This window comes from Candidatus Nitrosopumilus sp. (genome assembly GCF_965262695.1).
GTDB lineage: Archaea > Thermoproteota > Nitrososphaeria > Nitrososphaerales > Nitrosopumilaceae > Nitrosopumilus.
Window position 1 is genome coordinate 1,513,492 of the sequence record NZ_OZ253550.1, and the last position, 21,124, is coordinate 1,534,615.

The following is a 21,124-nucleotide window of genomic DNA, read 5'->3' on the forward strand; positions in this document are numbered from 1 at the left end:
CTACAAATGCCATGGATTTGCCTTTGTAATAATTTTTTCAGGTAATTTATCTTTGAAATTCTCTAAAAATCCTATTTCTTGTTTTTTATCTCGGAGTTCATCAGGAAGCATAATTGGAATTTCTTCAATAATGGGATAAAATCTAGAGCATTTAGTGCAAAACAAAACTCCTTCTGAAACTATGTTGTCTTTTTCTTTTACCTCAAACAATTCTAAAGGGTGATTTTTGTCAATTGGACATGCCAAAATGTCAATCATTGTTTTGTTCATTTTAGATCTAAGTATATTGGAACTCCTTTCTGACTAGATAAAAGTGCAGCTTCGGCAATCTTTGAAACATTTACTGCTTGTTGTGCTGTTACAATATGTTCCTTTTTACCTTCAATTGCATTAAGAAAACTTTGAATTTCTATTAACAAAGGTTCTTGTTTTTCATTTTCTATATTTTCTGATTCTTCTCGTTTTTCTATTTTGATTTCTTGTGTTATAAAGTCTGATGAAATTCTTGCATCATTACAAATTGCATGAAACTTTCTAATTCTTTTTGGTGTAATCCAATTTGATGTAATGATTGCAACTTTGTTATCTTTGTATCCTAACATGATAGTTGCAAAATCTTCATGTTCATGTTTAATCTGTCCTGATCTTGCAAATACCACATTTGGCATTTCATCAAATAACCAGTTTGCAGTATCAATGTCGTGAACTGATGTGTCATAAATAATCCCTACATCTTTAATGTGGAGTGGCATTCTATTTTCACGATGAAATTCAAGCATGATTAATTCTCCATATTTTTTATCTTTAACAAAATTTTTTACAACTCCTACTGCAGGATTAAATCTCTCGATATATCCACAAGTTAGAATTACTTTATTTTTTTCTGCAAGTTTTACAAGTTCTTCACCTTCTTCAGTTTTGTATGTAAGAGGTTTTTCAACAAAGACATGTTTTTTTGCTTCAAGTAATTTTTTTGCTATACTTGCATGAGTAGATGTTGGTGTGACAATAAATGCCCCGTCAAACTCTTCAGATGATATCATATCTTCAAGTGATTCATAATGATTCACAGAATACTTTTCCCCAAATTCTTGACTACGTTTTCTATCAGTATCACAAATTGCGCTGAGAACTCCTAATTCTGATAATACTCTGGCATGATTCTTGCCCCATCCACCTGTACCAATTTGTACAATTTTCATCTAATACACCGCAGTTAACCAATGGGAATAATCATTATTTTTGTCCATTACTATGTCTGTATATTCTTCCATCATCTTCTTTGTAATGTCTCCTGGTTTGCCATTACCTATTTTCTTTCCATCAAGTGAAATTATTGGTGTGATCTCAGCTGCAGTTCCTGTTAAAAATATCTCATCAGACATTGCTAGTTCACTTCTTGTGATGTCTCTTTCAACCATATCTATATCCAAATCTTTTGCAATCTTGATTACTGCATCACGAGTAATCCCTTCTAATGCAGCTGATGCTAATGAAGGTGTTGCAATCTGACCTTCTCTAACGATAAAGATGTTCTCACCAGGTGCTTCACTGACATTTCCATTTTGGTCAAGTAGAATTGCCTCATCCACACCATTTCTTTTTGCTTCTTGTGTTGCAATGATTGAATTTAGATAATTTCCACCCATCTTTGCTTGAGGTGGGGTTGACATGTCTGAGAATTTTCTCCAAGAAACAACCTCTGCTGAAATTCCATTTTTGTTAAACAAATCTCCAAACGGAAATGTGAAAACTGCAACATTTGTTGGAGCTTTTTCAGTAACATGAAGATTTATTCCATAATCTCCAACAAAATAAAATGGTCTAATGTAACATGATTTTTTGAGTTTATTTTTTTTACATATTCCTATTATTGCATCTGAAATTTCTTTGTCTGAAAAATTTAATGAAATATTATAAAATTGTCCTGATCTTCGAAATCGTTTTACATGTTCATCTAGTCTAAACACATGAAGATTTTTTCCATTCCAATATGCTCTAATGCCTTCAAAAATTGATGTTCCATAGTGTATTGCATGTGTTGTAATTGGAACTTGTGCTTTTTCTATTATAACATATTTTCCATCAAACCAAACATATTTTGAAAGTGGAAGTTTCATAGAAAATTTTTACTGGATGTGTATTAATCTATTTTCAATTCATTTTGTTTCTTTGATTTTAGGTAGCAAAATTGTGAAAATTGCCCCCCCTTCTTCAGAATTTTGAGCGTAAATTCTGCCATTATGAGCCTCAATAGTATTTTTACAACTGACTAATCCTAGACCTGTACCATCTTGTTTTGTAGTGTACAGTGGTTCAAATATTGTATCAAGTAAGTTTTCTGGAATTCCATGTCCGTTATCTTTTACTGTGATTTTGTCAAATTTATCTTCAACTTTGAAATTAATTGTTATCTTGCCCTCATTATTTCCAATTGCTTGAATCGAGTTTGAAATTATATTAATCAAAACATTTTGTAATTGAATTTTATCACACCAAATTTTTTCATTATTATCTAAAATTGATATTTTGATATTTTTTGGAGTTGAAATTGTTTTTAAAACATCGTTTATTATCTCAGAAAACTCTACAAAATTTCTTTCAGGTTCTTTTGCCTTCACAAATGCTAACACTTCATCAATTTGGTGGTTCATTCGAGTTACTGCATCTTGTATCATGTCAAAATATTGCTGATTCTCTTTAATTTTTCCAGGATTTTTCATTTTCATAATTACTATTGCATTTTTTATTGCAGTCAGTGGATTTCTCAAATCATGTGTAATTCTTGCAGACATTTCACCTACGGTGATGAGTCTTTCTCTTTTTACTAGTTCATTTTGATATTTTTCAATTTTGTCTCCCATACTGAGAATCTCATCATAAAGATTATTGATTTCAGGAATTTTTGTTTGAATTTTTGTTCTTTGTAAATTTCCCCGTGTAATGTTGTTTACATTTTCCTTAATTTTTAGAATTGGATTGCTAATTGAACGACTAAGAATCACTGCAACAAAAATAGATATTCCAACAATTATTCCTGCTACCGCAATAATTTCAATAATTGTTTCTTGAATGCTGTTTTCTATGCTGTTTGTTGAATAATCTATAATCAAAATCCCAATTCTTTCATTAAGAATTATTGAATTTGATATACGAATCATATCATTTTCAATCATAATTTCTTCTTCATTACTTGTAATTGCATTTTGAATAAATTCATCTTCAAAAGTTGTTCCATAATTGAAATCATAGTCAGTTCCATCAGTTAGTAAACGCCCATCAGGAAATAGGACTAAAACTTGAAGAACACTTTGATCTTCTTCTAAATTATCTACTATTTCATTTAGTGCATCAACATCTAATTGATCCATTGGATTTCGCATCTCACTTTCAGTCAATTTACTTAGTGCTTGAACTTTTGATATTGTCAATTTAAAAAACTGTTCACTTGTTATTTCTGAAATTATTGCTGCTGAAACTAATGTAGAAATAATTAATGGTAAAATTACTATTAGTATAATCCTCTGAGTTAACTTCATTTTATCTCAATGATTCCAGTATTTTTTTGACTTGTTCTAGATCTTTTTCCAAGTCTATCTCAGAAAATTGTGATGTTCGTGAAATTTTTCCAAGAATTTCTATTGTTTCAGGACTATCATTCATTTCCAATAAAATTGTTTTCAAATTTTCTTGATCTTCAATATGATTTCCAACAAAAACCATCTGTCTAGGTACGGAACCTGTTTTTTCAATCACTTTGACTTTTTCTTTAATGTTGATTGGGATGTCTTCAAAATCTAAATTAGATGTGGCACCAACATCCCCTTTACCTTCTAGAATCCATATTGGAGTATTTTCATCATCTAAACTAAAAACTGGTGTGATGTTTTCTGATGAAGTATCCACCACATAACCTGCATTCTGAAGGTGTGTTAATGGCAACAAATATCCTGATGTAGATTCTTCATCTTCAAAAACAATAGTTTTCCCATTTAGATCATCAAAAGTAATTTCTGATTCTATCGGTACTATGAACACAGAGTGATATTCTCTATTACCTTCCTTCCATGACAATAACAATGGATTCATGTCCGTTTGCTCTGCCACTTTCATTCCAATTAGAGGACTATCAAAGAAGATATCCATTTTTTCATTGATTATACTGTTTACCATTTGCTCTTCGGTTCCAATAATTTTTACAATTCCCTTGTATGTGGTATTCTCATCACTTAGTTTTTCAGCCACATAATCTGCTAATGGCTGATATCTCTTAGTCATTTTTACTGAATCTCTGTGAATTGTCCCAACAGTAATTGTATCACCAAATTCAAGTGACAAATTCTGTAAAATGGCATCATCTTGAACTGTTATTTCATCAGAATTTGTTATTTCATTTGATTCTAAAGAAAAAACCATTGCAACTGAAATAACTCCCACTCCTATTATTGCTAAAATTATTGGAATTTTCACTTCGAACAATCTCACCAATAATGTTTTAAAAAGACTCTCCTAATTTCACTTGATGGCAATAACTGCAATTGTTGCAGAAGATGATGAAGCAAATCTAGAATTGTTTTCAGAAATACTTGAACTAAATAACATTACTATATTATCCAAAGTTGTTAATGGCAAAGAAGCTGTAGATTCTTTTAAATCAAAAAGACCTGATATTATATTTCTAGATATTATGATGCCTGATTTTGATGGTCTATATGCGTTAGAAAATATTAAAAAAATTGATCCATCCGCTAAAGTAGTAATGGTAACAGCTGATACTTCATCCGAAAGTGAAACCATTCTCAAAAAATTACAACCAAATGCTGTAATTCACAAACCCTATGAAGTTGCAACTATAATCCATATCATAGAAGATAATCTAGATTTAAAAATTCAATCAGATTAATCTGTTGACCAACCTTCTTTAGGAAATTTCATTCCTGCAACTCTTCTTGTTGCATCTTCCATATTTGCAAATTCTTCTACTGTCTCCCAATTATCTTCAATAATATTTGCAATATTTTCAGTTACATCATCTTTCCATGATGTGTCTTTTCCAGATACAGCATCATACATTTTTTCTTTAACTGATGATGCTGAAAGAGATCTTCTCTCCCCTATCTTTGGTTTTAATCTGTAAATCTTCAGCATGTATCCTTCAGCTTTGTCTCCTGTATATGAAAAAAAATCCCCTTCAACTCCACGTAAAATTTGTTTTCTTAACTTCCATGATTTTGGTGAGAGTAATGGTGGCATGTATTTTTTGAATGGTGCAAAAAATGCATAATCATCAGTTATTTGGATAGAATCTCCAAATACTGATTCTAACATCTTCTTTCTAGTTTCAAAATTAAATGGAAAACTTTTACTGTTGATTTCTTTTTCCCCATATTTGAAAACAACAGGCATTACTTTTACAATATCTGCATCTTTTTTTAATTCCTCAATAATTTCTACATGAGCTTTTGTTACAGGATTTAGATGTGCAAGATATAATGCAGTAATCAATTAGATTCCCTAAACAAATCTCATATTTCAATGATTGATTTTTTAAAAATTCTATCCGTATGATTCGTATTTGACTTCAAAGCTTCCGTCTTCACGTTTATCATGTTCTGTAACAAAGCCTTTTGGTTTTAAGAAATCCATTACTCCGTCAATTGTGCCTTGCCAACCACAAACATAGAATATTGTATTTTCTTTGGTAATTTTATCTCCAATTAATTCTTCTAATGGTGACATTCCATTATCTCTTGGTCTTAGAAATGTTTCAACTCTGCCAATTTGACCTGCCCATGATCTGTTAAACCATTCCTGAGGTCTACTGATTGCTGCTCTGTATTTGAAATTCCATTCATCTTTTCCTCTTTTGATGCTCTCGTTTTCTAACTCAGTTAACAGATCTTTGTAACTTAATTCATCAACATAACTGGCACCATGTAATACAACAATCTCTCGTTTATCTCCTGAATCATGTAGATGTTGTGCAAAACTAACAAAAGGTGCCAGACCTGTTCCTCCACCAATGCAGATTATTCTTCTGTTATCTTTTTCTCCGTTTGGAAGATCCTCGTTGATTAATAATGCTCTTCCAGTTGGTTTGAGCCAGAGAATTTCATCTCCCTCTTTTGCATTAAACAATTGTGTAGTTAATCTTCCTGGAAGTGGCTTTCTTACCCATCTAATTACAAGCTCAATGTATTCTCTATTTTCTGGATGTGATGCAATTGAGTATGCTCTTCTAACAATCTTTCCTCCTTCAACAGGATTTGGTAATCCTAATGTGATGAATTGACCAGCTTTGTACTCTGGAACTGGGCCTTCTTTTGGAACTAATCTAATAATTACAAGATCTTCTTTTAATAACTGAACATATGTGATAGTTGCTTTGTTATCTACTACCATAACGATTCAATCATAATATTGACGGTTAAATATATTGTGTTAATTTCATACATCGATTTTCTGTTTGACCGCTAAACGTTAATAACCAATTTGAAAAATATTATTGATTCAGAATTCTGAATATGGGCCGGTCGTCTAGTCTGGTAGGATAGGTGCATGGCATGCATCGGATCAAGGGTTCAAATCCCTTCCGGTCCACTATTTCTTTTTTAATTTAGAAAGCATTTTTAATAATTCAGAGTCTGCATCTTTGGAAATTTCTTTAATTCTTTCTTCAGAAATTGGGAATTTTAGATTAATTATTGCATGTAATGCACTTTTTCTTACTTCGATGTTTGAATCTGCTGTTGAATCTAGAAAAATTTCTTTTTTTTCTTTAGCTTTCAGATAACCTAGTGCCCCAATTGCACATGATCTTACCATAGAACGTTCATCATTTGCAAGTTTTGCTATTTTAGGGATTGAGGATGTTTCATTTCTGTTTGCTAATACTAGTGCTGCAAAACCTCTAACATTCTTACTAGTGGAATTCAAATTTTGAACTAAAAAATTTGAAATTTTATTTTTATTCAATACAAGTGAACTAAATGCTTCTCCCCTTACTTTGATATCGTCATCATCTAATTTTAAAATAATTTTTTCTAAAATTTCAGGATTGTCTGTTTTATCTAATGTCTCTAAAATTTTGATTTTTTCTTCACTGCTTCCAAATTCTAAAACTTTTACAATATTTTCCAAATTCTAAATAAAATCTTGATTTCTAGTTAATAATGCTTCAAATCTTTTAAAAAAATTTACTCAGACTGGAAAAAACACTTTTAGCTTTAAATTATCCTTAAATACCAAAATCCCCATGTCAACCGAAGCAAGAGACACCATATTCATTGGTAAGAAACCATTGATGGCATATGTTACATCAACGCTAATTCAATTGGCAAACTTACCATCCGTCAACATCAAAGCTAGAGGACTCAGCATTGGACGTGCTGTGGATGTAGCTCAAATCATTGCACGAAAAACAGAAAATGCAGGATACTCTATCGGAGAAATCAAAATAGGCTCAGAATCTTTAGAGTCACAAGACGGTAGAACAAGAAACGTTTCAACAATAGAAATTGAAGTAAAGAGAAATCAGGCATAACTGACTTTACTTGTAATTTTTTATTTTATTCTCTTTTTGAAAATCCGTACTTCTTTTCCATCTTTCTAAACTTTGAGAGCTCTACCAGATCATTGAACTGATCAAAGTTAACTACTTTGTTTTTGTATTTGGAAGTTGTTCCTGTCTTCTTTAATTCTTGGAGTATATTCATTGTAGCAAAAGTATTTGCAAACAACACTGATAATGGATACAAAATTATTTTGAATCCCATTTTGTGTAATTGTTGGGCTGAACTTATTGGAGTTGCTCCTCCTTCAATCATGTTTGCAACAAGTGGTGCTTTTATTGACTTTCCAATCTGTTTCATCTCTTCAATTGATTTTGGTGCTTCAACGAATACTGCATCAGCTCCTGTTTTTTTATTTTGTAATCCTCTTTCTATTGCAGCATCTAATCCTTCTGTTGCTCTTGCATCCGTTCTTGCTACAATTATGAAATCTTTATTTTCTCTTGCATCTATTGCAGCTCCAAGTTTTTCTGTATATTCTTCTTGTGACACAACTTCTTTTCCTTGCATGTGCCCACATCTCTTTGGCCATCTTTGATCTTCTAGAAAAATTCCTGAGGCTCCTGCAGATTCTAATTCTTTTACAAGCTTCCAAACACTAAGTGCATTTCCATAACCCGTATCTGAATCAACTATCACTGGAACTTTGACTGCTCTGCAAATTCTCCTTGCATTATCCACTGTTTCTGTTGCTCCTATGAAACCATAATCTGGCATTCCAAACAGGGTAGCTGATGTGCCATATCCTGTTTGAAACATTGCATCAAATCCTACTTTTTCCGCAATCTTTGCACCAATTGCATCATAGACCCCTGGAATTACTATGGGTTTGTTAGATTTTAGCATACTGCGTAAGTTTTTCATGAATTTACTTTTTTTCTTAATTATTTATGATTTTAAGCAAGTAATTTACGTAATTCTAAGAATTAGTCTATTTTGATTTCCTTACCCTTCTCTTCAACATTTTTTGCATCAATCTTTTTTAGTTCTTCTTGAAGAAATTTTCTGTATTTTTCAGTTTCTTCAGTAGTCATATTTGCAACATTTGAACTCAAAATTGCTCCCATCGAAGATATTTTTTCTAGCAAATCCATTGCTACAAATCTTCCAACATTTCCCAATCTGAAAAGAACATCTAACTGCTTTTTTACAATATCATTAACTTTGTCAACATCCTGTGCAGTTTCTGCACCTTTTTCAGTTAATTGGTATTTTCCATCTTTTGTTTCTTGGATTAATCCTTCATCTAGTAGTCGTCCTAACAAAGGATAGATCAAACCTGGTGATGGTTTCCAAATTCCGTTGCTTTGTTCTACTGCATAATCTATGATCTCTTTTCCTGTCTGTTCCTTTTTCTTTAACAATTCTAGTATGAAATATCTAGAAAACCCTCTTGGAACTGAACTTCCTACCCTCTGAAACCATTCAGAAATCATCACTAGTGATATCACTAGTGATATATTTGAATATTTTGGATCACGCCTAGCAATTACTACATATTTATCCCGCCCTAAGCAAGTTTGTCTTAAAATGGTCGATTCAATTGAGTTTGATTTGATAATTTGTGGTTCTGGATTAGCCGGCCTTAGAGCCGCAATTGCAGCTGCAAAAAAGGGCCCTAATCTGAAAATCGGCATTGTCTCAAAATTACAAGTAATGCGTTCTCACTCAGTTTCCGCAGAAGGTGGAACTGCTGCAGTTATTCAAGAAGATGCAGGAGACACAATTGAATCTCATGTTTATGATACTGTGAAGGGCAGTGACTTTCTTGCAGATCAAGACGTTGCAGAAAGACTATGTGTTGAAATGCCACAAGAGATTCATCAATTAGATCATTGGGGTATGCCCTGGTCTAGAAAAGAAGATGGAAGAATTGATCAAAGAAACTTTGGTGGTTATAGTTTTCCAAGAGCAACTTATGCATCAGACAAAGTTGGTTTCTTTGAAATGCAAACATTGTATGACACATGTCAAAAACATGAAAATATTGAATATCTTAACGAATGGTTTGCAACATCTATTGTTCATGACGGAAAAAAATTCATGGGTCTTACTGCGATTGAATTAGGTTCTGGAACATTTTACACAATCAAAGGAAAAGCTCTCATCATTGCAACTGGTGGTGCAGGAAGACTGTACAGTTTTTCAACATATGCATTATCTTCAACTCCTGATGGTTTGGATATGGGATTGCGTGCAGGTATGGCACTCAAAGATATGGAATTTGTTCAATTTCATCCTACTGGTATCTTACCATCTGGTATTTTGATTACTGAAGGTGCAAGAGGTGAAGGTGGTTATCTTCTAAACAACAAAGGTGAAAGATTCATGAAAACTTATGCATCTGGAAAAATGGAATTAGCTCCACGTGACATTGTTTCTCGTTCTATTATGACAGAAATTCAAGAAGGTCGTGGTTTTAAACATGAAACTGGAGTTGATTGTATGAAACTTGACTTAAGACATATTGGTGATGAAAAAATTAAAGAAAAACTCGGTGGAATTAGAGAAATCTCAATCAAATTTTCGGGAATTGATCCTGCTGAAGAATTACTTGACATTAGACCTGTTTGCCATTACATGATGGGAGGACTTCATACTGATATTGATGGTGCTACAGAAATCCAAGGTGTTTGGGCCGCAGGTGAGGCTGCATGTAACAGTGTTCATGGCTCAAATCGACTAGGTGCAAATTCTACTTCTGAATGCATTGTTTGGGGTAAAATTACAGGTGAACTTGCAGCAGAATATGCAATGAACAACACTACTGCAGATCAATGGCCACATCATTTGGTTGCAGCAGAAGAGAAGAGAATCTATGATGGAATCTTTAGAGGAAATGGAGATGCAAATCCATATGAAATTAGACAAGAATTAACTGATACCATGAATGAGAAAGCATACGTTTACAGAAACGAAACTGATCTTGTTGCAGGTCTTAAGAGAATTCGTGAACTTAAAGCACAAACATGGAAACACGTTGATGATAAAGCAAAAGAGTACAACACTAACTTTTCAAATGTTATGGAACTTGATTCTATGTTCAGAGTAGCTGAAATTGTATTGATTGGTGCAATTAATAGAAAAGAATCCCGTGGCGCTCATGCAAGAACTGATTACACCAAAAGAGATGATGCAAACTTTTTGCATCACACATTGGCCTATTATGATCCAAATGAACCCATCATGAAGACACATCCAGTAACAATCACTAAGTATCAGCCTGTGGAGAGGAAGTATTAGATGGCTCAGGATGAACATAAAGAAGGCTTCAAAGGAATGGCTAATCCTAGTCGTTACGGAATTGAAAGAGTAGCTTACTGGTTAATGAGATTAAGCGGCTTAGGACTATTGGCATATTTTATCGGTCACATTTATGAAACTAGTAATATTTTACGAGGACGAGTAGGATGGAATGAGTTTTTAGAATTAACTCAAACTACTGAAGGACATATTGTTTTGGCAATTGTAATTGCAATGTGTGTGTTCCATACTGTTAATGGAATTAGAGTCATGTTAGGACATGGTGGAGTTGGTGTCGGAAAACCTGCAAGACCTGATTATCCATATGACCCAGCATCTCAAAATTACAGACACAAGATAGGAATCTATTCTGCAATAATCCTTGCTGCAATTGCTATGATGTACGGATTAGCCGTAATGTTTGGTGAGTAAGATGAGAGAAAGCACAATTATGAAAATCCACTATGGAACTGCTTTGGCAGCAGTTGCTTTGGTTGCAGTTCACATTTTGATGCGTATGACTATGAATTTTGCTGACTCTTTAGAATATGAGACTGTTCTTGCAAATTACAAGTTCATTCCTTATGCAATAATGTTGGAATTAATCTTAGTTTTGCTTTCAATCCATGGATTTAATGGACTACGTGTAATCTTATTGGAACTTAAACAAGGACGTGTATATGAAAAAGCAGTATCTTATGGATGTCTTGCAGCAATGTTTGGATTAATTGCATATGGTTCACGAACAATTATTATGACTAACATGGGGATGGTATAGAAATGGCACAAGTTTCTAGTATTGCAGATGATCAATCTTCTAAATCAATCACCCTTAGAATTGCAAGATACAATCCTGAAAAAGACAATGAAAGACAATTCATGGAATTTACTGTTCCATATGAAAAATGGACTACTGTACTTGAAGCAATTCTTGACGTAAAGAAACATTTTGATCATTCAGTTGCTGTACGTTATTCGTGCAGACAAGCAACATGTGGTTCATGTGGAATGATAATTAATGGAAAACCAAGACTCGCATGTTTTACAAAAATTAGTGAGCTTGATTCAAATGTTGTAACTGTAGAACCAATGAACAATTTCCCAATCATCCGTGATTTGGCAGTAAAGTTTGAAAGATTGTTTGATACTCATCATAAAATCAAACCTTACTTAGATAGAGATGATACTGAATTAGAATCAGATGCAAAAGAATTTTTACAATCTCCTGAAGAATTAGAACAATACATTCAGTTTGCAAACTGCATCAAATGTGGTTTATGTAATTCTGCATGTCCTACAATGGCTACTGATTCTTCGTTTGTAGGTCCACAAGCTCTTGCTCAAGCATACCGTTATGTGGCAGATAGTAGAGATAAAGGAAAAGATTCTAGACTAAAAATTATTGATGACTCTCATGGAATTTGGAGATGTCATTTTGCAGGTTCTTGTAGCCAAGTATGTCCAAAAGGTGTTGACCCCGCAATGGGAATTCAGCTTCTTAGAGGATACATGCTTGGTTTTAGAAGCTAACCAAGTTTTTTTGGATTTGGACTATTGTTAACTTGATTGTTGATCTGTTCTGCCATAAAGTGATTTGAGACATTTACTTTAACATCTTCAACCCCATCCACTTTCAACAGGTTGTCATGTATGTCTTGACAAATTTTAAAACCAAACACTGCTGGACAGAATGGACTTGTTAAATGCAAATCAACTTTAACATTGCTATCATTGATATCAACTTCATCAATTAATTCTAGTTCTACAATTGATGTGTTAATTTCTGGATCTACGATCTTTGATAACTCATCGAATAGTTTTACCCGAAGCTGTTTGATATCTTGACTCATGTGGGCAAAAGCGTCGATGCTATATATAACCATTCTAGAACCTTAGGTAATGTATCGTTCACGTCTTGGAAATGATTTGAGTGATATTACTTTGGATTATGTCTCATCAATTGATGATGATTCTGTAATTGCTTTCTATGACATTCTTGGAAGCCAAGCTCATGTTTTGATGTTATACCAACAAAACATTATAACAAAAACTGATGCAAAAAAAATTCTCTCTTCTTTGGAGAGTTTGAAAGATGAAACATTTGATTCATCATCTGGCGCTGAGGATATTCATGAATTAATCGAGACGTTAGTAATCAAACGAGCTGGTATGGCAAGTGGTGGAAAAATGCATACTGCACGTTCAAGAAATGATCAAGTTGTTTTAGATATCAGAATGAAAATTAGAGATGACATCAACATCATTTGCAATTGTCTCCTAGATACTATTGAAGCACTAGTTTCCGTGGCTAAAAACCACCAAAAAACAATCATGCCACTTTACACGCATCTTCAACAAGCTCAAGCTGGTCTATTTTCTCATTATCTTCTTGCACATGCAGATGTTTTGTCAAGAGATTTTCAAAGACTCTATGGAACTTTTGATAGAATAAATCAAAGTCCATTGGGTGCTGGACCTGTTGGTGGCACAAGTATTCCAATTGATAGACATAGTACTGCAAAGATGCTAGGATTTGATGATCTAGTTGAAAACTCAATTGATGCAACTAGTACACGTGACTTTGTAGCAGAATATGTCTCGATGGTCTCAATTTTAATGACTAATCTAAGTAAAATTGCTGAAGACTTTGTAATTTGGTCAACATCTGAATTCTCTTTTATTGAATTATCTGATGAATTTACATCTCCTTCAAGTGTAATGCCACAAAAGAAAAATCCTGATATTTTGGAATTGACTCGTGGAAAAACAGCCGAAGTAATTGGAAACCTTACTGCAATTTTATCTACCATCAAAGGATTAGCATCTGGTTATGGACGTGATTTACAACAGATAAAATCTTCAATTTGGTCAACATCAAAAATTTCAATCAACGCACTTCTAATTTTGAAATCAGTGCTTCTTACTTTGAAAGTAAATGAAAAACAAATGAAAAAAGTGACCGAATCTAGCAATCTGATTGCTTTAGACATTGCAGAAAAATTGGTTCAAGAAGGAGTTCCATTTCGTGTAACTCATAAAATTGCTGGTTCATTAGTTCAACTAGCACACATTTCAAAAAAACCAATTTCGAAATTAACGCCATCTGACCTCAAAAAATCTGTAGATGGCACAAAAGTTGATCCTAAACTAGTTTCTAAAATCATCTCTTCCACAACTGTGATATCTTCTCTAAAGGAGAGAAAATCTTATGGCTCTTCAGGATATGATGAACAAAAACGAATGATTTCTGATAGGCTCAAAAAAATTAATGATTTTAGAACTGATCTTACTCACAGAGAAAACAAAATCAGTTCTTGTATTGAAGATTTGAAAAAACAAATTGATGAAATAATTTAATGAAAAAAGAAAAGTAGCGGGTCTAAAGGGATTCGGACCCTTGACAACCGGATTAAAAGTCCGGTGCGCTACCTGGCTGCGCCATAGACCCTCACGAAAAATGCTTTACGTGTATAATTTAGTCTTTTACAAAAGTTATTGTTGTGACAGAAACTTTTAATCTGGCAATCTGATTCATTGAACTTGTGCCCTTGTAGTATAGCCCGGTCTAGAATTCGGCCCTGTCACGGCTGAGACGCGTGTTCAAATCCCGCCGAGGGCGCCATTATTTTCATTTTTTCATTTGAAAACCGATCAAAATTGTTTTTTCGTAGTTTATCGTTCTAAAACTAATGATTTACAGTCTTTGTCACAAGAATATTAAAATTCAGGCAAATTTGTGATTATTTTGTTGTCTGAAGAGAAAAAAGAATCTGAAGTAGAAGCAAAACCTACTGAAGATCCTACATCAGAGAAACCATCTGCTGAAGACGCTGCAAAAGCAGAAGCTGCAAAAGCAGTTGAAGAAGCAAAACAAGCATCTGACGCAATTGCAAAAGCTGAAGCTGCTGCAAAAGCTGCAGAAGAAGCTGAGAATGCTGTAAAAGAAGCAATTGCAAAAGCAGAAGCTGCAAAAGCAGAAGCTGAAGCTGCAGCAGAAGAAGAATACAAAGCAATTGCAGCTGAAGTAAAAGCAGATGCTGCAAAAGCACCAGACTATACCTTTAAGCGACAAGGTGAGGAAATCTTTAGACGTGAAATGGGTGAACCTGAATTTTGGTTAGAAAAAGAGGATCGTTTCCCACGACCAATTCTTACTGCAGAACAACAAGAATCACTTACATTAAAAGCAGAAACTCCTCAAGATCAAACTCCTGCATATAATCCTGAAAATGTACTTAGTCCAGAATTTGAAGGAAAATCAAATTATGAACGTGGTGTTGGTGAAATTTTAGAAGTTGCAAAATTAAAACTTGAAACATTAAAGAGTGATCCTGATGCAACTGAAAAAGAAATCAAAGATTTAGAAGATGAAATTACTTATTTAGAATCATTACATGAAAATTACTTTATTGGTATGAACGTGTTTAGAACAGCTCATGGTGGACGAAACAAAATAGCAGCTAAATGAGGATGATGTGATTTGGGTAACGTTAGTTTTGATGTAATGAATGCACGAGTTACTTTCAAAAATGTACCAATTCATTCTTTATCCAAATTTGAATTCAAAAATGTACCTGCTGCATGTGAAGAATTTAAAAAAATCCCTGGTGTTGATGAATGTATTATTATTCAAACTGCAAGCAGAGTTGAAATTTTTACTGTAAGTAATGTTGAAGATGAAGATTCTCCTGATGCAAGAAGAGATGAAGCAAAAGGTCTTATCTTAAATCAAGTCAAAGATACTTGGGTAGCGTTATCTTCTTTAGAACAAATAGATATTGATCATTTTGATCAAACCATTGAAGTCTACAAAGGTAATGATGTTTACCTTCATTTGTTACGTTTAGCTGCGGGACTTGATTCTTTTGTTGTTGGAAAGAGAGAAGTCTATGATGAAATATCTCAGTCTCTAGAACATGCAAAACAAGCAGGAACTTCAGGCAAAATTTTGAACAAATTATTTGATAGTGTTATTCGATTAGCCACAAAAATGAGAGATGCCACTGGAATTGAAAAGGATGTTATCTCTCTTGGTGATATTGCAGTAAAATTAGTTGATGAAAAAGCTGGTTTAGATGCTAAAAAGAAAGTATTGTTGATGGGAACCGGTGAGTCTGCAGCACAAATTGCAAAGACTCTCAATAAGAAAGAAATTCAATATGATGTTGCAAGTAGAACTCTTGATAGGGCTACTGGTTTTTCAACAGTAGTAGGTGGAAATCCTGTAAACTTTGAAGATGCATTGGCAGGTTTAGACAAGTATGATATTGTATTTGTTGCAACTACTGCCGACTATTTCATTATCACTCATGAAAGAATTAGATTAGTTATGGAAGAAAAGAAGAAAGGTACTCTTATCATGGATATCTCAGAACCAAGAGCTGTTAACGAGGATATTACCTCTCTTCCAGGAATCAAATTGTTGTTTAGAGATCAAATTGCTGAACTCTATGAAGAAAGTGTTAAAGCTAGAAAAGGTATTGTTCCTGCAGTTGAAAAAATCATAGATAAAGAACTACCTGTATTATCAATTAGAATGCAAAAACTAGAAAATTAATTTTCTTAAAGACCTTGTTTTCTTAATAGAAACTGCATAATGGCTTCTTTGGAATAATCAATTCCATGCTCTTCTTCAGTGTGGTTTCTAAAGTTTTCAATAACTTCTTCTGTATCTCCGTTAGCTACAAAATCACATTCAAAACCATAATCTCTACACTTCAGTTCTGTCATACTTTTGAAAAAAAAGCCTCACTATAAAAATCCACAGGTAGTAATTGTATAGGGGTAACAGATCCTAAAAATTAAATTTGAATACTTGTCTATCCGTAGGATTCAAACTTGATGCCAAAGCTTCCGTCTGGTTTCTTTTCATGTTCTGTAACAAAGCCTTGTGGACCTAAAGAATCAATGACTCCATCAATGGTACCTTGGTAACCACAAATGTAGATAATTGTATTTTCTGGAGTTATCTTTTCGCCTACCATCTCTTCTACAGGTGACATTCCTGTTTTTTTATCTGGTGCAAAAAATGATTCAACTCTACCTACATGACCATTCCAAGATCTATTGAAAAATTCTTTTGGTCTACTAACAGCTGCTCTGTATCTAAAGTTCCATTGATCTCTTCCCCTTCTTTCACTTTCCAATTCCAAGTCTGTAAAGAGACGTTTGTAACTTAATTCATCAACATAGCTAGCACCGTGTAAAACAACCACTTCTCTTTTGTCATTTGTATCATGGAAATGTTTTGCAAAAGCAACAAATGGTGCAATACCTGTACCACCACCAACACAAACCACTCTTCTTTTATCCTCTTGTCCGTTTGGAAGTACGTCACTAATCTGTAATGCAGTTCCACTAGGATCTCCTAACCAAACTTCATCACCAACACTTGCATAGAATAATTCTGTAGTAACTCTACCGGGAAGTGGTTTTCTTACCCATCTAATTACAAATTCAAAATAATCTCTATTTTCGGCATGTGATGCAATTGAATATGCCCTTCTAACAATTTTTTTTTCTGCTGGTATTGGAACCCCAATTGTCAGAAATTGACCTGTTTTGTATTCTGGCATTCCACCTTCTGGAAGTAATCTGATAATTACAAGATCTTCTTTTAATAATTCTCTGTAAATGACTTTGGCTTTTGTCTCACTAACCATACCACAAGTTTTTTCGCTACTTTGGATAAATATATTTCTGTTAAACTTGATGAAAAAATTAATTTCTTAACGAAAATTTGAAATTTTATTCATTGATTTGTGACATTATCTCATCTAGAATTTTCTGATTTGCAGCTGCAATAAAAGAAACTCTTGTGTCATAGCTTAGATCTGCATCCAATGGATTCAAATCTGCATCCAACAATAATCCTCCAGCTTCTTTGACAATCAAGTAACCTGCTGCAATATCTTGAATTCTGATCTTGTCTCGTAAATCCATAAAAATATCCATTAATCCTCTTGCAAATAATGCCATCTCAAGAGCATTAGCACCAAAATGTCTTGTATGGTTGTGATTCTCAAATATTGGGTGAAGCTTCTTCATTAACTCTGTTGATGCTCCTGATGTGTTAATTCCTACAATCTTGTATACAGGATCTTTGTTATGTACCTTCATTTGCTCTTGATTGAAAAACGAACCCTTGTCTTTTGATGCCCAATACATCTCACCATTGTCAAGATTTGTGATGACTCCATCTGTTATAGAACTAAGTTTGTCTTCTGTTGCAAAAGCTAGTGAACTACAAAAGAAAGGAACTCCTCTTACTGCATTTGCAGAACCATCAATTGCATCCATAATCACATAACCTTTAGGCTCTTTTGATAATTCCACTCTGCCACATTCTTCACCTAAAACTACACATGGAAAATTAATTTCTTTCAGAAAATCAAGAACTGTTTTTTCAGCAATAATGTCTATGTTTCTTGAAATATCTCCACCAGCTCCTCTCCCAAAATCCCCTGCAGCATGTTCAGTACCTGCAAGATCTTTTACATTTTCATAAATTCTATTTGAAACCTCACGAAGAATTTCGATAACTTCCACAAACAATATTTTTTGCTTCGTAATTTAAGTGAAGAAAATTTTTGTTTTGAAAGCATAAATAACAACACATTGAATTTTGAATGTGAGTGGAAAAGACGAATCAATTTTTAGCAAAAGTGCTTTAATGGGAACAAAACCTGGAAAACAAATCATCAAACAGGGTTTATTCAAATCCAAGGGATTCAAATTATTTAATCAATATAAGCAAGAGGCTGAAGATACATTCCCTACATTTGCTCAAAGATTTGCAAAAAATCTATTTGACCAAATTAATGCTGATCAATCCCCAAACACCACACAACAACAATTCGCTGAAGAAGTGGGTTCTACTGAAATTATTTTGAATGCATCTGAAATTGAGCCTATAAAGTCTAAACTACAAGATTTTGACACCTTACACGATAGAGTACTTAGAATTTTAAATTCTAATTTTGTCAAAATGACATTCCCTGTTTTTAATGGTCTTTTTGACGCATCTACAGATTATTTCAAAGATGATAAAAACACTACAATGAGGGAAGATATTGTTGACGGTCACATTATTGCAATTGATCTTAGTGAACCAATGGATAGAATTGTAGATAAAGATGAAGACTTGGAATACTTAGACGATTACAAATTGATGAATCCATATATTTTGAAACTTGCAAGAGAAAAAATTTCAAAAGGTGGCGAAGATGTACTCAAAGAATTTGAAGAGGGTTTTAAACAAGCAAGAATTGGACAATACCTTGATACAAAATTAAAAGATAAACCTACTGAAATTACTGAAGAAGAACTAATTGAAAGTTACAAAAAATATCGTTCTGTTATGGGAACTGCCGGTAGAAACATGGCTCTAAATCGTGCACCTTTAGCTGATATTTTTTACACTGGAATGGCAAAAGCTGCTGAATCTGTAGGGTGTGGAAATGAAATTGAAGATAGCATTAGGGATAGAGCTGCAAAAATTCCTTCTTGGCCATTATTTTATTCATTAAAAATGAATGATGCAAAACGTGGATTTGAAGAAACAATGAACCATAGCGAATCTTATTTGAGAGAAGCAAGAGATGCTCTAGAAAAATTACCTGATAATTTTTCCCATACCAAATTTTTAGAATTTCTATTTCTTACTGTAGAGCATTATAATCAATTTTGGTATAAGAAACTACAAGAAGCAAACATCTGGTCAGATTTGAACAAAAATCTTCCAAGAAAGTGATAAAATTGATGTGGTCTGAAAAATATCGACCTCAGAATATTTCCGACATGGTTGGAAATGAAGAATCTCGTTCTGCAATTATGGAATGGTTTGCAAAATGGAAAAAAGGCACAAAACCTCTACTCCTGGTTGGCCCTCCGGGAATAGGAAAAACAACTATGGCATTTCTCGTAGCCAAACAATTTGGCTATGATATGATTGGACTTAACGCAAGTGACGTTAGAAGTAAATCTAGAATTAATGAGATTCTTACTCCTGTATTGGGAAATGTAAGCGTTCTTGGAACTCCGATGATATTTGTTGATGAGGTAGATGGAATTCATGGCCGTGGAGACTATGGTGGTGTTGCAGCACTTGTTGATATACTAAAAGAACCAACCGTTCCAATAATTCTTGCTGCGAATGATGACTCTTCTGATAAAATGAAAAATATTAAAAAAGTTGTAAAAATAATTTCTTTCAAAAAAATACCTCCACGTCTTCTTCGAGTTTATTTGGAAAATATTTTGAAAAAAGAAAGTGCAAAACTTAGTCCCGGTTCATTAATCAAAGTAATTGACAAATCTCAAGGTGATATTCGTTCAATGATCAATTTAACACAATCAATGGTTACAGGATTTAATCCTCAAACAGAAACAAAATTTGAAAATATTGATGTTGAAGATGGTGTTAACGCATTTTTTAAATCAAAATCTGTTGAAGAAGCTCGAAGTGTTTTGTATTCTATGCAAATTGATCCGAGAGAAAAAATTAACGCATTTTATTCTAGTATAGTTACAAGTAATCTGGATGCTGATACATTTGCAAAGTATTTAGAAATAATTTCTGAAGCTGATATGCTTTATGGAAAAATTGTTAGAACACAAAATTGGCGATTGTTAAGATATCTTAATGATATATTGATCAAACTTTATCAAAATGATGATAGAGTTAGATATGCTCAATACAATCTTTCATGGCCTTTACTTAATAGAATTCGTTGGGATGGTGCAAAAATAAAATCACTTTCTTCTGTTATGGCAAAAAAATTACATTTGTCATCTAGTGCATTTGTTACCTTTGGATTACCTTTTGTTTTATTTTGTATTAAAAACAAAACATTGGAGTTGGAACTAGAAGAAACGTTTGGTGATATTATTGAAAAGGAGATTGAACTGATACAATGAGTTGGAGAAAAATACCTATGAAGTTCCCTGGAACTTGTATTGTATGCAATGAAAAAATTGAAATCAATGAAATTGGTCTCTGGGCAAAAGGGCTAGGTGTAAAACATGAAAAATGTGCTGAAGTTCATGAACTACAGTGTATAGTTTGTGGTGGTCCCGCTGGATGTGAACAATGTGAATTCCAAGAAATATGTGATATTGCAAATGTCTCTCAATTTTGTATATGTAAAAACTGCAGTGAAAAAAACGACACCTTTGTCTCCTACCAAAAAGCCACCAACAAAAAATTTCCAATTATTAACTCATAATTTCCTAAAATTCTCAATATTCTATATGGTATTTCCTAAAAAAATTCGACAGAAATTTCTTCAAACTAAATTAATATAGGAAAT

At 33.4% G+C, this 21,124-nt stretch carries 26 protein-coding genes and 3 tRNA genes; 14 read left to right on the plus strand and 15 right to left on the minus strand.

Annotated elements, in window-relative coordinates; translation table 11 throughout:
• The 5 genes from ACQY2P_RS09180 to ACQY2P_RS09200 are packed head-to-tail and all read right to left on the minus strand — an operon-like array spanning nucleotide 1 to nucleotide 4,470.
• Complete coding sequence (locus ACQY2P_RS09180; RefSeq protein WP_428326316.1) at nucleotides 1–270, minus strand: Trm112 family protein; 270 nt, start codon at nucleotides 268–270, stop codon at nucleotides 1–3.
• Nucleotides 267–1,202, minus strand: a complete 936-nt coding sequence (locus ACQY2P_RS09185) for a Gfo/Idh/MocA family protein (RefSeq protein WP_428326317.1) — start codon at nucleotides 1,200–1,202, stop codon at nucleotides 267–269. The genes ACQY2P_RS09180 and ACQY2P_RS09185 overlap by 4 nt, the downstream gene beginning before the upstream one ends.
• A complete protein-coding gene (locus tag ACQY2P_RS09190; protein ID WP_428326318.1) occupies nucleotides 1,203–2,120 on the minus strand; it encodes a branched-chain amino acid transaminase in 918 nt (305 codons plus the stop codon).
• A 39-nt stretch (nucleotides 2,121–2,159) separates the two neighbouring features.
• Nucleotides 2,160–3,539 (minus strand): ATP-binding protein, encoded by a 1,380-nt coding sequence (locus ACQY2P_RS09195; protein WP_428326319.1) that lies wholly within the window; start codon nucleotides 3,537–3,539, stop codon nucleotides 2,160–2,162.
• A 1-nt stretch (nucleotide 3,540) separates the two neighbouring features.
• Complete coding sequence (locus tag ACQY2P_RS09200) at nucleotides 3,541–4,470, minus strand: phosphate/phosphite/phosphonate ABC transporter substrate-binding protein (protein WP_428326320.1); 930 nt, start codon at nucleotides 4,468–4,470, stop codon at nucleotides 3,541–3,543.
• A gap of 52 nt (nucleotides 4,471–4,522) precedes the next feature.
• Here ACQY2P_RS09200 and ACQY2P_RS09205 point away from each other — a divergent pair, with 52 nt between their 5' ends.
• Nucleotides 4,523–4,903 (plus strand): response regulator, encoded by a 381-nt coding sequence (locus ACQY2P_RS09205; protein ID WP_428326321.1) that lies wholly within the window; start codon nucleotides 4,523–4,525, stop codon nucleotides 4,901–4,903.
• Here the strand turns inward: ACQY2P_RS09205 and ACQY2P_RS09210 are convergent.
• On the minus strand, nucleotides 4,900–5,505 hold the full coding sequence (locus tag ACQY2P_RS09210) for a hypothetical protein (RefSeq protein WP_428326322.1): 606 nt from the start codon (nucleotides 5,503–5,505) through the stop codon (nucleotides 4,900–4,902). The two genes, ACQY2P_RS09205 and ACQY2P_RS09210, sit on opposite strands and share 4 nt — an antisense overlap.
• Nucleotides 5,506–5,556: 51 nt before the next feature.
• Nucleotides 5,557–6,402 (minus strand): ferredoxin--NADP reductase, encoded by an 846-nt coding sequence (locus ACQY2P_RS09215; protein WP_428326323.1) that lies wholly within the window; start codon nucleotides 6,400–6,402, stop codon nucleotides 5,557–5,559.
• 124 nt (nucleotides 6,403–6,526) lie between these two features.
• Between ACQY2P_RS09215 and ACQY2P_RS09220 the strand changes: the two genes are divergently transcribed.
• Nucleotides 6,527–6,600, plus strand: a tRNA-Ala gene (locus ACQY2P_RS09220).
• Here ACQY2P_RS09220 and ACQY2P_RS09225 read toward each other — a convergent pair.
• Nucleotides 6,601–7,140 carry a HEAT repeat domain-containing protein gene (locus tag ACQY2P_RS09225; protein ID WP_428326324.1) on the minus strand — a complete coding sequence of 180 codons (540 nt, stop codon included), beginning with the start codon at nucleotides 7,138–7,140 and terminating at the stop codon, nucleotides 6,601–6,603.
• Between the two features lie 115 nt (nucleotides 7,141–7,255).
• On the opposite strand from ACQY2P_RS09225, the gene ACQY2P_RS09230 reads away from it, so the two are divergent.
• Nucleotides 7,256–7,543 (plus strand): DNA-binding protein, encoded by a 288-nt coding sequence (locus tag ACQY2P_RS09230; protein ID WP_016939700.1) that lies wholly within the window; start codon nucleotides 7,256–7,258, stop codon nucleotides 7,541–7,543.
• Between the two features lie 25 nt (nucleotides 7,544–7,568).
• Here the strand turns inward: ACQY2P_RS09230 and ACQY2P_RS09235 are convergent, their stop codons facing one another.
• Complete coding sequence (locus ACQY2P_RS09235; protein ID WP_428327290.1) at nucleotides 7,569–8,417, minus strand: isocitrate lyase/PEP mutase family protein; 849 nt, start codon at nucleotides 8,415–8,417, stop codon at nucleotides 7,569–7,571.
• Nucleotides 8,418–8,497: 80 nt separating this feature from the next.
• The gene (locus ACQY2P_RS09240; RefSeq protein WP_428327291.1) at nucleotides 8,498–9,007 is read right to left on the minus strand and encodes a PadR family transcriptional regulator; all 510 of its coding nucleotides are present in this window, start codon (nucleotides 9,005–9,007) and stop codon (nucleotides 8,498–8,500) included.
• Nucleotides 9,008–9,101: 94 nt separating this feature from the next.
• Between ACQY2P_RS09240 and ACQY2P_RS09245 the strand changes: the two genes are divergently transcribed.
• Genes ACQY2P_RS09245 through ACQY2P_RS09260 form a run of 4 tightly spaced genes read left to right on the plus strand, consistent with a single transcriptional unit; the run spans nucleotide 9,102 to nucleotide 12,344 of the window.
• Entirely contained in the window at nucleotides 9,102–10,814 is a 1,713-nt protein-coding gene (locus ACQY2P_RS09245) for a succinate dehydrogenase/fumarate reductase flavoprotein subunit (protein ID WP_428326325.1), read from the plus strand.
• A complete protein-coding gene (locus ACQY2P_RS09250; protein WP_428326326.1) occupies nucleotides 10,815–11,246 on the plus strand; it encodes a succinate dehydrogenase in 432 nt (143 codons plus the stop codon).
• Nucleotide 11,247: 1 nt separating this feature from the next.
• Complete coding sequence (locus tag ACQY2P_RS09255) at nucleotides 11,248–11,592, plus strand: succinate dehydrogenase (RefSeq protein ID WP_428326327.1); 345 nt, start codon at nucleotides 11,248–11,250, stop codon at nucleotides 11,590–11,592.
• Nucleotides 11,593–11,594: 2 nt separating this feature from the next.
• A complete protein-coding gene (locus ACQY2P_RS09260; RefSeq protein WP_428326328.1) occupies nucleotides 11,595–12,344 on the plus strand; it encodes a succinate dehydrogenase/fumarate reductase iron-sulfur subunit in 750 nt (249 codons plus the stop codon).
• Here ACQY2P_RS09260 and ACQY2P_RS09265 read toward each other — a convergent pair.
• Nucleotides 12,341–12,664, minus strand: a complete 324-nt coding sequence (locus tag ACQY2P_RS09265) for an iron-sulfur cluster assembly protein (protein WP_048069465.1) — start codon at nucleotides 12,662–12,664, stop codon at nucleotides 12,341–12,343. The genes ACQY2P_RS09260 and ACQY2P_RS09265 overlap by 4 nt on opposite strands.
• Nucleotides 12,665–12,713: 49 nt before the next feature.
• Here ACQY2P_RS09265 and argH point away from each other — a divergent pair, with 49 nt between their 5' ends.
• Nucleotides 12,714–14,171, plus strand: coding sequence for an argininosuccinate lyase (gene argH / locus ACQY2P_RS09270; protein WP_428326329.1), 1,458 nt, complete (start codon nucleotides 12,714–12,716; stop codon nucleotides 14,169–14,171).
• Nucleotides 14,172–14,188: 17 nt separating this feature from the next.
• On the opposite strand, the gene ACQY2P_RS09275 is transcribed toward argH, so the two are convergent.
• A tRNA-Lys gene (locus tag ACQY2P_RS09275) sits at nucleotides 14,189–14,262 on the minus strand.
• Between the two features lie 96 nt (nucleotides 14,263–14,358).
• On the opposite strand from ACQY2P_RS09275, the gene ACQY2P_RS09280 reads away from it, so the two are divergent.
• The 3 genes from ACQY2P_RS09280 to ACQY2P_RS09290 all read left to right on the plus strand — a co-directional run bounded on the left by ACQY2P_RS09280 (nucleotide 14,359) and on the right by ACQY2P_RS09290 (nucleotide 16,371).
• A tRNA-Asp gene (locus ACQY2P_RS09280) sits at nucleotides 14,359–14,436 on the plus strand.
• Between the two features lie 126 nt (nucleotides 14,437–14,562).
• Nucleotides 14,563–15,282, plus strand: coding sequence for a hypothetical protein (locus ACQY2P_RS09285; RefSeq protein ID WP_428326330.1), 720 nt, complete (start codon nucleotides 14,563–14,565; stop codon nucleotides 15,280–15,282).
• A gap of 12 nt (nucleotides 15,283–15,294) precedes the next feature.
• Complete coding sequence (locus tag ACQY2P_RS09290; protein ID WP_428326331.1) at nucleotides 15,295–16,371, plus strand: glutamyl-tRNA reductase; 1,077 nt, start codon at nucleotides 15,295–15,297, stop codon at nucleotides 16,369–16,371.
• A 5-nt stretch (nucleotides 16,372–16,376) separates the two neighbouring features.
• Here the strand turns inward: ACQY2P_RS09290 and ACQY2P_RS09295 are convergent, their stop codons facing one another.
• The 3 genes from ACQY2P_RS09295 to ACQY2P_RS09305 form a co-directional block, all read right to left on the minus strand.
• A complete protein-coding gene (locus tag ACQY2P_RS09295; protein WP_428326332.1) occupies nucleotides 16,377–16,544 on the minus strand; it encodes a DUF1059 domain-containing protein in 168 nt (55 codons plus the stop codon).
• Between the two features lie 89 nt (nucleotides 16,545–16,633).
• Complete coding sequence (locus ACQY2P_RS09300; RefSeq protein WP_428326333.1) at nucleotides 16,634–17,476, minus strand: FAD-binding oxidoreductase; 843 nt, start codon at nucleotides 17,474–17,476, stop codon at nucleotides 16,634–16,636.
• 85 nt (nucleotides 17,477–17,561) lie between these two features.
• Nucleotides 17,562–18,362: an inositol monophosphatase family protein gene (locus ACQY2P_RS09305; RefSeq protein WP_428326334.1), complete on the minus strand. Its 801-nt coding sequence runs from the start codon at nucleotides 18,360–18,362 to the stop codon at nucleotides 17,562–17,564.
• Between the two features lie 82 nt (nucleotides 18,363–18,444).
• Here ACQY2P_RS09305 and ACQY2P_RS09310 point away from each other — a divergent pair, with 82 nt between their 5' ends.
• From ACQY2P_RS09310 to ACQY2P_RS09320, 3 genes are read left to right on the plus strand one after another with little or no spacing between them, the layout of a single operon-like run.
• A complete protein-coding gene (locus ACQY2P_RS09310) occupies nucleotides 18,445–19,566 on the plus strand; it encodes a hypothetical protein (protein ID WP_428326335.1) in 1,122 nt (373 codons plus the stop codon).
• 8 nt (nucleotides 19,567–19,574) lie between these two features.
• Nucleotides 19,575–20,732 (plus strand): AAA family ATPase, encoded by a 1,158-nt coding sequence (locus ACQY2P_RS09315; RefSeq protein ID WP_428326336.1) that lies wholly within the window; start codon nucleotides 19,575–19,577, stop codon nucleotides 20,730–20,732.
• Nucleotides 20,729–21,040, plus strand: a complete 312-nt coding sequence (locus ACQY2P_RS09320) for a hypothetical protein (RefSeq protein WP_428326337.1) — start codon at nucleotides 20,729–20,731, stop codon at nucleotides 21,038–21,040. The genes ACQY2P_RS09315 and ACQY2P_RS09320 overlap by 4 nt, the downstream gene beginning before the upstream one ends.
• Nucleotides 21,041–21,124: the final 84 nt, after the last annotated feature.

Excerpts from the sequence above, each read along its gene's own strand:
- ACQY2P_RS09260 (WP_428326328.1), top strand. The coding sequence starts at position 11,595 with ATGGCACAAGTTTCTAGTATTGCAGATGATCAATCTTCTAAATCAATC.
- ACQY2P_RS09180 (WP_428326316.1), bottom strand. The coding sequence starts at position 270 with ATGAACAAAACAATGATTGACATTTTGGCATGTCCAATTGACAAAAAT.
- ACQY2P_RS09300 (WP_428326333.1), bottom strand. The coding sequence starts at position 17,476 with ATGGTTAGTGAGACAAAAGCCAAAGTCATTTACAGAGAATTATTAAAA.
- ACQY2P_RS09185 (WP_428326317.1), bottom strand. The coding sequence starts at position 1,202 with ATGAAAATTGTACAAATTGGTACAGGTGGATGGGGCAAGAATCATGCC.
- ACQY2P_RS09295 (WP_428326332.1), bottom strand. The coding sequence starts at position 16,544 with ATGACAGAACTGAAGTGTAGAGATTATGGTTTTGAATGTGATTTTGTA.
- ACQY2P_RS09255 (WP_428326327.1), top strand. The coding sequence starts at position 11,248 with ATGAGAGAAAGCACAATTATGAAAATCCACTATGGAACTGCTTTGGCA.
- ACQY2P_RS09250 (WP_428326326.1), top strand. The coding sequence starts at position 10,815 with ATGGCTCAGGATGAACATAAAGAAGGCTTCAAAGGAATGGCTAATCCT.
- ACQY2P_RS09240 (WP_428327291.1), bottom strand. The coding sequence starts at position 9,007 with ATGATTTCTGAATGGTTTCAGAGGGTAGGAAGTTCAGTTCCAAGAGGG.
- argH (WP_428326329.1), top strand. The coding sequence starts at position 12,714 with ATGTATCGTTCACGTCTTGGAAATGATTTGAGTGATATTACTTTGGAT.
- ACQY2P_RS09320 (WP_428326337.1), top strand. The coding sequence starts at position 20,729 with ATGAGTTGGAGAAAAATACCTATGAAGTTCCCTGGAACTTGTATTGTA.
- ACQY2P_RS09315 (WP_428326336.1), top strand. The coding sequence starts at position 19,575 with ATGTGGTCTGAAAAATATCGACCTCAGAATATTTCCGACATGGTTGGA.
- ACQY2P_RS09190 (WP_428326318.1), bottom strand. The coding sequence starts at position 2,120 with ATGAAACTTCCACTTTCAAAATATGTTTGGTTTGATGGAAAATATGTT.
- ACQY2P_RS09265 (WP_048069465.1), bottom strand. The coding sequence starts at position 12,664 with ATGAGTCAAGATATCAAACAGCTTCGGGTAAAACTATTCGATGAGTTA.
- ACQY2P_RS09230 (WP_016939700.1), top strand. The coding sequence starts at position 7,256 with ATGTCAACCGAAGCAAGAGACACCATATTCATTGGTAAGAAACCATTG.
- ACQY2P_RS09215 (WP_428326323.1), bottom strand. The coding sequence starts at position 6,402 with ATGGTAGTAGATAACAAAGCAACTATCACATATGTTCAGTTATTAAAA.
- ACQY2P_RS09205 (WP_428326321.1), top strand. The coding sequence starts at position 4,523 with ATGGCAATAACTGCAATTGTTGCAGAAGATGATGAAGCAAATCTAGAA.
- ACQY2P_RS09235 (WP_428327290.1), bottom strand. The coding sequence starts at position 8,417 with ATGCTAAAATCTAACAAACCCATAGTAATTCCAGGGGTCTATGATGCA.
- ACQY2P_RS09245 (WP_428326325.1), top strand. The coding sequence starts at position 9,102 with ATGGTCGATTCAATTGAGTTTGATTTGATAATTTGTGGTTCTGGATTA.
- ACQY2P_RS09195 (WP_428326319.1), bottom strand. The coding sequence starts at position 3,539 with ATGAAGTTAACTCAGAGGATTATACTAATAGTAATTTTACCATTAATT.